The organism is uncultured Maribacter sp., from assembly GCF_947500985.1.
In the GTDB taxonomy this organism is placed as follows: domain Bacteria; phylum Bacteroidota; class Bacteroidia; order Flavobacteriales; family Flavobacteriaceae; genus Maribacter.
Genome location: NZ_CANMTX010000004.1, coordinates 597,376 through 604,742, shown reverse-complemented (window position 1 = coordinate 604,742; position 7,367 = coordinate 597,376). Strand labels below are relative to the sequence as shown.

General features: G+C 34.7%; 3 protein-coding genes and 1 rRNA gene. All 4 read right to left on the bottom strand.

The genetic code is table 11. The features are described from left to right. Window positions 1-266 (bottom strand): 16S ribosomal RNA (locus Q0871_RS11925); the annotation flags it as partial. 589 nt (window positions 267-855) lie between these two features. Further along, window positions 856-2,847, bottom strand: coding sequence for a putative porin (locus tag Q0871_RS11920; protein ID WP_299323334.1), 1,992 nt, complete (start codon window positions 2,845-2,847; stop codon window positions 856-858). 115 nt (window positions 2,848-2,962) lie between these two features. Next, window positions 2,963-4,381, bottom strand: coding sequence for a hypothetical protein (locus tag Q0871_RS11915; RefSeq protein WP_299323330.1), 1,419 nt, complete (start codon window positions 4,379-4,381; stop codon window positions 2,963-2,965). A 15-nt stretch (window positions 4,382-4,396) separates the two neighbouring features. Next, entirely contained in the window at window positions 4,397-7,210 is a 2,814-nt protein-coding gene (locus Q0871_RS11910) for a TonB-dependent receptor (protein ID WP_299323325.1), read from the bottom strand. Window positions 7,211-7,367 lie beyond the last annotated feature (157 nt).

Here is a 7,367-nt window from a genome sequence, read left to right as displayed (position 1 = left end):
CGTTACCTTACCAACAAACTAATGGGACGCATGGCCATCTTATACCGCCCGAAGGCTTTAACCAAATCCCGATGCCGAGTTATGGTACTACGGGGCATTAATCCAAGTTTCCCTGGGCTATTCCCCTGTACAAGGTAGGTTCCATACGCGGTGCGCACCCGTGCGCCGGTCGTCATCTTGTGCAAGCACAAATGTTACCCCTCGACTTGCATGTGTTAGGCCTGCCGCTAGCGTTCATCCTGAGCCAGGATCAAACTCTTCATCGTTGTTTTGTAAATATTCGTCCCAACGAAGTCTAAATTTCTCCCGGCCCCGACTCTCGATTCAATTCCTTATATATACCTTACGATATACTAAATTGTATGTTTCCTTAATTCTTGTTCCTCTCACCCAGGTCCTCACCTGAACTCGATTCTTATCTCCACAATATTTCAATGAACTTCTATCCACTCCGCATCAAATCTCTCGATTTCTTCGCTTCGTTTCCCTTAGGTGTTTCCCTAAGCGGCTGCAAATATACAACTGTTTTTTAACCTGACAACTTTTATCGAAAAAAATATTTTTTCTTTTTTCGCCAAACCAAAACAACATATCTATGAACCTTTTTCCAACTAACGATTCAGAAATTATCTTCCTCGTTTGCGGGGTGCAAATGTACACACTATTCTTAATATCACAACCATTTTTTAAAATAAAAAATGAAAGTTTTTTAACCTCAACATAACAACATGATTTACCGTACGTTAGAAACAATACAAAAACGAATAAAAACAACTTACTGTATTACAGTCACTTAAGCAAAGTGCAGTATCTATACATTTGACTTTCAGTGTGTTGAATAAATCAACCTAACCGTTAAGAAAAGAAATTCCATACTAAACCAAAGCGTATAACAAAATCACGGTACGGATAATTTGGCGCAGCATAATAGTCATACCCAGAAAAAGCGGCATTAAAGTGTTCTGCTTTTAAGTAAATTCTAGTTTGTTTAATTCGAGCATTAATGAAGAAATCTAATAAAGGGTACCCGCCCAATTCTTCCTCATTCTGTACATAGAACTCACCTAGTATAGGATTGTAACCATTCATATTATAACTGGAGAAATATTTAAACGTAATGCCTGTTTGCAAGTACATTGCTTTCTTAAATACATCTGAAGAAAAATACAATGTATTTCGAGTGACTAATTGAGGCACATTCAACACTTGAGTGTCTTGTGTTACATTCTGATACATCACTGTATTGTTCAAAGCAAACATACCAACCTTAAACTCTTTCTCATATTTAACTTTTAAATGCGATACACTATTACCTTCCTGTAACGGTTTTATAAATGCATTCTCCGTGTCATTCCCAATTTCGTCATCTGAGACTGGCGCAAAATATGTGTAGTTGTCTAAATTACTATACTTCACCATAAGGTTACCCCATGTTTTTGAAAGCAACTCGCCTTTTAAACTACTAGCACGCTCTTTCTCGAATACTTCGCTATTGTTCCAATTATAATTAAGGTATTCGCTTTGATATAATAGGTAATTGAAATTTGGCATTCTACTTGAAGTATGCAAAGAGAATCTCAACTTATGGTTCTTATTTATGGTATATGATGCAGCCGCATTAAAAAGGTTACCCGCTAATTCGCCTGAAATATTATATTTCAAATCAGCCTTAAAATCAAATTCCCCTATCCGCTTTTCATATTTCCCCACTATTCCAAACTCTGTTCCGTTTAACCTACTTGGAATTATAGTACCATCTTCCTCTGTAAGTCGACTATTGAAATAATAATCATAATTATACACATTAACACCCCCTGTCAACTTACCTAGGGTTCTATTATAAAATTCAGCATTTACTTCATTAAAAAATGTCTTTAGAATTGCCTTATCATTAATAGTACTTAGAATAGCATCACCAAACAAGGTATCACTGGCTGTCTCTATAAATTGATAATATTTAGTCTCATAATCAAAGGTATGCCCTATTGAAAAGGATGTCTTTTCAAATCGAGTTGAATCTAACTGCTTTCTAACCAATTTATAGGTATGATCTAAGTAATATCTTTTACCCAAAATTTTGTTATTCGCATCATCTAGATATACATCTACTCTTGGCCTATTAATAAAATCTTCATCACCAGATTCAAATTGCTCCTCTTTTTCTGACAAACCACCATTTTCTTCAGAAGTAATATTCTGAGCAGCAATATGAGCCCTTAACGCATACCTTCCATTTTTTGACAAGTAATTTGTTGTTGTTATAAAATTTCCGGACTCTATTTCTGTATCGTTATACTTACCAAATGATCGAAAACCTGTGTAACCGATAGAAAAATTTAATCTTCTAGATGTATTAAACGCCAAATTAGCATCTAACAATTGACCTTCTTCTAAAGTTGTTTTAAAGAACAACTCGGTCATAGGCGTAGCTACGTTGTAGTAATTTATTTGCTCTTTCTCTAAATACTTGCGGTCTTTTGCAATGGCCCCTAAATTTGGATAGCTAGTTATCCTTTCAAAATCTACCCCTAATTCATTATAAGCCTGACCTATATTAGAAAATGACATTAATTCAAAATCGTCTTCCCTTAAGTAATTGTACTTATACTCTTTTTGAATAGTAAGTGTAGTATCTAAAAAAGTAGTATCTCTTGCAAATGAAATAATTTTATAATCTTTTACTGTTAAAGTAATAGAATCATTTTGCAGTTTGTCTTTCGGACTTATTGGTTTAGCCTTTTTACCCAGAGAAAGTGAGTCTTTCTTTTTCTGAGGTTTTTCAATTACATCTTGACCTAAAGCTATCGAAGCTGTTAAACACAATAAAACTAGAATTATATATTTCATGAAGCTTTGTTACCCTTGCAAAGTTAATTTTTTTGTTGCTAAGTAAATGTGAAAGTTTAGCACAAAAAAAAAGCTCCTATATTAATATAGGAGCTTTTAGTAAATTTATAACATATTATTCAAAAGGAACAACCTGATCTGAATTTTTGTTTGCAACCAAAATATCATTTAAATTAATTACAGTAGTTGATACACTATTTGCTGCATCATAAGTTATTGCATCTAAATCTGCAATAACAGAAGAAATGAAAGATGGGACAACTGGAGTTGTACCTAAATCTCCCTCATTAATATTTCCGTTAATTAATATTTCATTTTCGTCTATAACAAGTTTCACACCCATATCTACCATACGCAAGCCTTCTGCAATAAATACTTCTTGTCTTGTTCTATATAACAAACTTAAACCTGCATCATCATCTTGCATAGCAGAAATATCATCTGCAGTTAGAGAAGTTCCCGAAACCGAGGGTATATCTACATTACCAGATTGACGATCCAATACAAGGCCTGACCTACCATTAACTACTACAGAAGCATTATCAGGTCTAGAACCTTCTTCTACTTGAGTACGTTGCTCAATGGAATCATCGATACTTCTTACGTCTCTTGCAGCTATTAAATCTATTAATGCTGTCAAGTTAGTTCTAGCACTATTAATATCATCGTCAGAAAGGCTGGCTTCTGCCAGAATCAAATAAGCTTCTTCCGCTTTCATGTAATGCACCGGAGCATCTTCATTCGGATCTAAAAATGAATATTTAGGATCTAGAAAATCTAACGTTGGAAGAGGCTGAAGATCATCAAAGGTAGCTCTTTCATATAATGCATCTTCAAATGTATTACTTGGCCCGTTCGATTCATCAAACAAAACAGTTCTATCAAAAGAAGTATCTAATGCTAATGCTGCAGTTGCAGCAACAACAGCCTCGGACTTATTACCTAAATAATAATTTGCACGAGCTTTAGCCAAATAGTATTCTGGTTTTGCATTAATCCCTATTGCTAAATCTAATGCGATGATAGCATTACCATAATGCTCAGCAGAAGTCAAAGTAACGCCCACTGGTTCTTGAGGCAAAGCAGAAAAGTACATTCCCGAAAACAAGTAAGATATACCTTCGAAATAATTGAACTCAGCCTCAGTCTCTGCATCATAATTTGGGTCACCAGGACCAACTTGACCAAGACCAAAAACTGCTAGTTCTCTAAGACGCTGAATTTGTCTTTGAGTATCTCTCATATCAGGATCAGTATTCTGAATTAACAACTCATCCATAAACTGATTAAAAAAGGTCTGCGTATTTACATAATTATCAGAACCTAATTCTGACAAGACCAGTGTCTCATTAAATACATTTGCCAACTGTCTTTCAAGACCTGTAAGCCAAATTGAAGCCGAATTTGGCTGTCCTACAACCGAAGCTTCTGAAAGGTTAGGATTCTGAACATCTTTATAGTCGACAACGTCTCCAAAATCACCCGTACAACCAAATACCAAAATGGCGGTAGAAAATATTATTAATTTTTTCATTTTTACAATTTTTTATTAAAATTCAAACCTCAAAGAGGCTATGTATGTTCTAGGCGCCGATTCTGTACCATAAGCAAATCCTCCACTAGAAAATCCGTTTTGTGCAGAAATTCCAGAACCCGTTGTTTCAGGATCAAAGTTACCTGCTGTCCAGTTAAACGGATTGGTTACAGTTGCACTTAATCTAATATTACTAAACAATGGTTTTGCAATATCCCCAAAATTATAAGACGCTCCAATATTTCTTATTTTTAAGAAATCGTTATCAAACACGAAGAAATTTACGTAATTGAATGGAGATGTTGTACCTATTAATTCTTCAGGAATACCTGTATCATCGGTACCTCTTAAATGTCTCAACAAGAAACTTAAATCTGTAATTTTACCTCCAAATTGATAATCTGCTGTTGCAAAGAAATTAAAATCGCCGTACGTATAATTTAAGCCCATTGAACCAAAATTCGGAGCAAATGTATCACCCAAAGCTGTATTAGCTTCAAAAGCATAAGTTCCATCATCTTGTAGAACAGCTGCAGTTCCTCTTAGGTAACCTAAACTTTGACCTTCTTCAACGACTGAACCTAGTACCGTAAAACCACCAACTACAAATGGCGGCGCTCCTCCAGAATCTGTAACCAAGTTCTCATTTGTATTATAAGAAAGGTTTATACTTAAATTTTGCTTTTCAGTTTGTATTGGTGTTACCGTAAGAGCCAATTCATAACCTTTATTTTCTACTTCTCCAATATTTTGGATTTGGTTTAGTTGCCCAGATGAAGGTGCAGATTGTGGTGTAAACAAAGCATCTTCGGTAATACCTATATATCTGGTACCACTAAAAGTAAGCCTATCTCTAAAAAAACCAAGTTCTATACCGAATTCAGTAGTATTTACTCTTTCTGAAACCAACTCATCATTACCAGGGTTATCAAATGTAAATGACGGCCCTCCTAAAAATGGATTTTGCGCAAATGTTTTATCTTGATCAAAAGGTTGTGCAAAATTTGTTGCTTCACCGTAGTTAGCTCTTAACTTAATTGTTGATATTGTATTGCTTATTGCCGCATCCTTATAAAACTCATGGTCACTTAGGTTATAAGTAAGACCAATCTTAGGTAATAATAATGGACTTGTATTAGACCCTGAAATTGTATTCTTATCAAGTCTTCCTCCAAATTCTAAGAAAGCTACATTATAAATACCAATGTTTTCTAAGAAATAAAGACCATAGTTTGCATTCTCCAAAACGAAATCAGAAAAAGTTTGCTCAGAAAAATTATTTAACGATCTAGTACCATCAACACCACCAGAACCATTTAATCTATTTTGCCTATCAGTAGTTCTAAAAAATTGAGCACCAAAAATACTTACAAAAGAAAAATTGTCAGTATATGCTTTGTGAGTAAGGTTCAAATCTGTAGTTAAGGTGAATGCAGATCTTAAAACTCTAGTTAGAGACCCTTGGTCAGTAGTACCTTCTGCCACAGAACCAAGCTCTACTTGCAATGCATTACTAAGCAACTCTTCTTGAACCGTATTTCTATTATCAATACCAATTGTAGCATTTACTTGAAAATTTTCATTAACATCATAAATGAATTTATTTGAAGCCGTAATACGATTTGTAGTACTAGCTATATCAACCAATTCACCTATTCTTTGATACCTAGCGATTTCCTCATCAAATTCAGCATCAGTAAATCCATCTGTATCCCCTCTTGAAGAACCTTCTAAATTAGAAAATCTAGAAAAACTTGTATTCGCGTTATAATCAAGATTTGATTCAAAATTTACATATGAAAAAGAACCTTGATATCTTAATTTATCTGTTACTCTAGCGGTTAGTCCGAACGTAAAAGTTCTTCTAATCTGCTCATTAATATCGTTATAACTATCATCTTTATATAAACTTCCACCAAAATTATATGAAAATTTATCAGACCCACCACTTAAACCAACTCTATATTGTTGCGACCAACCTGGTTGAAAAATTGCTTCAGCAGTTCTATCATACCTCAAATAATCTGTAGTACCTTTAATGGCTCCCACACTACTTTCAAAGTATGCAGAACTTTTCCCGTCCTTACCTTTTTTCGTTATAATCTGAATAATACCATTTGCAGCATCTGCACCATACAATGTTGTTGCAGCACCACCCTTAATATATTCAATTCTTTCAATTGATTCCATTGGTATATCAGCCAATGCAGACACGTTTGCTCCACCAGTATCAATTCCTAATTGTGGATTTGAATTTAAATTATCTACACGAATACCATCTATAATAACAACCGGAGTTGCAGATGAAGCTGCCGAAATAGGACCACGAGTACGAATAATAGCTGCAGTACCTGGCTGACCAGAACTTAAACGTACTTGCGCACTTGGCGTAGTAGACTGCAACAATTGATCAATTTGAGTTGCAGGCAATTTATCAATATCCTCAGAATCTAGAACATCAACAGTAGTTGATAACTTTCTACGAGCAATACCAGACCCCTGACCAGTTACAATTACTTCTTCCAATGCTTCAGCATCTTCTTGTAACTGTACATCAATTGTATTGGACGCGCCAACACTCATCGTCACTGTTTTTTGACCTATATAAGAAAATCTTAAACTTTGGCCTTGATTAACGTTGATAGCAAAATTACCATCAAAATCCGTTTGAGTACCATTTGCAGTACCAACTACTAAAACGGACACTCCAGGTAGCGGCAAACCTCCTTGATCGGTTACAACACCTGTTACATTTTTTTCCTGTGCAAAGGAAAATGTCATGAAGAGCACCAATAAAGGTGTCAACATCCACGTCAACTTCTGTTTCATAAAATTTGTTTTTGAATTAGCTTGCGCCAAAAGTCCAAAAAATTGCTTAGTATTCAAAAGCTATCTTAACCCAAAAAGATTATATGTTAAAAAAACACTTATTATTATTTTTTCCTTCCTAAAACAAGAAATTTGTTGAAAATAATACGGTTATTTA